Raw genomic sequence first — 2,422 nt, 5'->3', positions numbered from 1 at the left:
GTAGAAGGACTGTCGCGCGTCTTGCTGCGAAAGGCCGAAGCGCGTGACGATGCCGGCAAGGTGGCGCAGGGCGCCGCTCTCGGTTTCCATCGCGACGGTGGCGGCCTGGCCCAGCAGGGTCTTGGGATCGATGGCGTTGCTGCTGCCCAGCAGATCGATTTCAAAAACGTAAGCCTGGCTGAGTGTCTCTCGACCGACGAGGCGGTGGAATTGCAGTGCCTCGCCCAGAGGCGTTTGGATCGTGACGCGGCGCTTCATGGCTGCCGCAGGCGTGCGAGCACGCCTTCGAAGTTGGACATGGGACTCCCTGAATGCGCCTGCCGCTACGGATGAGGGCAAGCTTTTTCCGGGGATTATGTAAGCCCTTGTACTGGCGTCGTAAGTACACGAAAGTAACAGCGCCCGGAACTAGTGCGCAGTTGATGCTTGGCGCAAAGGGCTTGAAACAAGCGTGATCTCCGCGGCATCGTCCAGTTCTACGGCGCGGGTGCGCACCTGCGTCTCGCGGGCGAGACTGGCAGCTTCTTCAGCCCGCGAACAGCGCCGCCGGCACCCCCGGGCTGCCGATGCGCACCCTGAACAGCCCGCCCGCCAGCGGCTCGGCCGCCTGCTGTTCGGCCGTGAGTCCGTTGCGCGCGGTCGTGATGTAGAGCATGCACAGGTCGGCGTCGCCGAAGGCGCAGTCGGTGACGTGGCTCGCGGGCAGCGGGATGCGGCACAGCTCGGCCGCGCTCACCGGGTCATGGCAGGTCACGCAGGAGCCGCCCCAGTGCGCGATCCAGAGACGGCCGGCCGCGTCGGTGGTCATGCCGTCGGGCAGGCCATCGGGCTTCGGGAAGCGGTGCCACAGGCGCCGGTTCGACACCGTGCCCGCCTCCACGTCGAAGTCGTAGGCGTAGAGGTTGTTGCGCGCCGTGTTGTTGAAGTACATCGTGCGCCCGTCGGCCGACCATGTCGGGCCGTTGGTCACCTCGAAGCCGTCGTCGTGCCTGGTGCAGCGGCCGTCGGCGTCGTAGCGGTAGAGCGCGCCGGTCGGTGCCTGGCAGTCGAAGTCCATGCTGCCGCCCCAGAAGCGGCCTCGGCTGTCGCACTTGCCGTCGTTGAAGCGGTTGCCGGTGCGCTCGGGCTCGGGCTGGTGCAGGTAGCGCGGCTTCGCGTCGTCGCCGGGCGCGGTGGTGTCGAACAGCGCGAAGCCGCGGCGCAGCGTGACGATGAGGCCCGGCGCCGAGGCGCGCTCGGCGATGGCGGTGATCTCCTCGTCGAAGGTCCAGGTTCGCTGCGCGCCGCTGGCGGGGTCGTAGCGGAACAGGCGCGGCGTGAGGATGTCGATCCAGTAGAGCGCCTGCTCGCGCTGCGACCACATCGTGCCCTCGCCAAGGTTGGCGCCGGCGGCCCAGATGCATTCGAGCTCGCCTGCGACCGACGGCACGGATGCAGATGCGGATGAAGGGGGGAGGACGCCTGTCTCTTGCTTGTTCATTTGTTTTTTCCTCGTCATGTCTTCTTGACTCGGCGGATCGTATCAAGGCATATTGATAACGGAAATTTAAAATTTAGGCATTGATGAATATGCATTTTGCAATGTCAGTTGCCGAGCACCCTGGAGACTTTTCTTGAATCCCCCCCCACATTCCATTTATCCCAGCCTGAAAGACCGTGCCGTTTTCGTCACCGGTGGCGGCAGCGGCATTGGCGCTGCCATCGTCGCAGCGTTCGCAGCCCAGGGCGCGCGCGTCGCCTTCATCGACATTGCCGAGGGTTCCAGCGCGGCGCTCGCACGGCAGATCGAGGAGGCCGGCCACGCGGCGCCGTGGTGGCGCGCCTGCGATGTGCGCGACATCGCCGCGCTGCAGAAGGCCATTTCCGACGCGGCCACCGAACTCGGCGACTTCGCGGTGCTGGTCAACAACGTGGCGAGCGATGACCGCCACACGCTCGAATCGGTCACGCCCGACTACTACGACAACCGCATGGCCATCAACGAGCGGCCGGCGCTGTTCGCGATCCAGTCGGTGGTGCCGGGCATGAAGCGCCTGGGCTTCGGCTCGGTGGTCAACCTGGGCTCCACGGGCTGGCAGACGAAGGGCTCGGGCTACCCCTGCTACGCGATCGCCAAGTCGTCGGTGAACGGCCTCACGCGCGGGCTCGCGGTGGACCTGGGCCGCGACCGCATCCGCATCAACACCGTGTCGCCCGGCTGGGTGATGACGGAGCGCCAGGTGAAGCTGTGGCTCGACGACGAAGGCGAACAGTCGCTCAAGCGCAACCAGTGCCTGCCCGACAAGCTGATGCCGGAAGACATCGCGCGCATGGTGCTGTTCCTGGCATCGGACGACGCGAAGATGTGCACGGCCCAGGAGTTCACCGTGGACGCCGGCTGGACCTGAACGGAATTGCTGTGCGTGGAATGCCGGAACCGGCT

The 2,422-nt window shown here is 66.1% G+C and carries 3 protein-coding genes; 1 reads left to right on the top strand and 2 read right to left on the bottom strand.

Annotated elements, in window-relative coordinates:
* Together PMI12_RS26150 and PMI12_RS26145 are read right to left on the bottom strand one after the other, a co-directional pair.
* On the bottom strand, window positions 1–258 hold a 258-nt coding region (locus PMI12_RS26150), incomplete at its 3' end, for a contractile injection system protein, VgrG/Pvc8 family (RefSeq protein ID WP_007838744.1).
* A gap of 268 nt (window positions 259–526) precedes the next feature.
* Window positions 527–1,480, bottom strand: coding sequence for an SMP-30/gluconolactonase/LRE family protein (locus PMI12_RS26145; RefSeq protein ID WP_007838742.1), 954 nt, complete (start codon window positions 1,478–1,480; stop codon window positions 527–529).
* Between the two features lie 133 nt (window positions 1,481–1,613).
* Here PMI12_RS26145 and PMI12_RS26140 point away from each other — a divergent pair, with 133 nt between their 5' ends.
* On the top strand, window positions 1,614–2,387 hold the full coding sequence (locus tag PMI12_RS26140) for an SDR family NAD(P)-dependent oxidoreductase (RefSeq protein WP_007838741.1): 774 nt from the start codon (window positions 1,614–1,616) through the stop codon (window positions 2,385–2,387).
* Window positions 2,388–2,422: the final 35 nt, after the last annotated feature.

The organism is Variovorax sp. CF313 (assembly GCF_000282635.1).
Taxonomy (GTDB): Bacteria; Pseudomonadota; Gammaproteobacteria; order Burkholderiales; family Burkholderiaceae_C; genus Variovorax.
This window is presented reverse-complemented; position numbering and strand designations above follow the sequence as displayed.